Source organism: Pseudomonas brassicacearum (assembly GCF_003732265.1).
In the GTDB taxonomy this organism is placed as follows: Bacteria; Pseudomonadota; Gammaproteobacteria; order Pseudomonadales; family Pseudomonadaceae; genus Aquipseudomonas; species Aquipseudomonas brassicacearum_D.
The window spans coordinates 1-524 of the sequence record NZ_MOBK01000315.1 but is presented as its reverse complement, the minus strand read 5'-3'; the positions used below and the strand labels follow the sequence as shown (position 1 = coordinate 524).

1 protein-coding gene is annotated in these 524 nt (G+C 54.6%); it reads left to right on the top strand.

Annotated features, from left to right (window positions below):
* Positions 1–166 precede the first annotated feature (166 nt).
* Positions 167–463 (top strand): DUF7660 family protein, encoded by a 297-nt coding sequence (locus BK660_RS31465; protein WP_185045311.1) that lies wholly within the window; start codon positions 167–169, stop codon positions 461–463.
* Positions 464–524: the final 61 nt, after the last annotated feature.

Here is a 524-nt window from a genome sequence, read left to right as displayed (position 1 = left end):
GGGAATTGATGAGACGGGGCGGACGACGTTGCGGTTTGTGTGGGGTTGGTTGTCGGGGGCCGAGGGGGGCGGGGAATCGAGTTATGTTGAGGTGGTCGCTTAGCGATGGGGCATCTTGTGATTATCGCGTGCTGCTCGGCACTAATCTTTCAACGCAAGGATGGCTATGTCTGTAGATCTTGATGAGTTGCTGGAACGTGTCACCGATGAGCAATCGTTCATCGATTTCGTCGCGGCGCTGAGCGCTGATTTATCCCGTGAGCGGGCACTGGAGAAGGCGACACCATCGTCTGCTTATCAGGCGGGTGCGTTAGGCTGGGAAAATGGATCGGTCGATACATTTCTTGATGCTGCGGCTGCTTGGGCGATGGCTACTTCGAGGAATGCTCAGGCGGATGCTGCCGTTTCTAATGTCTGGCAACGGTGCGCGGAGATTTTGTTGGCTGGGAAGTTTTACGAGTGAGGCTCGCAGATCATCCGCTTTAGGCCTGCATTTTTTTGATAAGAAAACGCCCAAGGGTTTG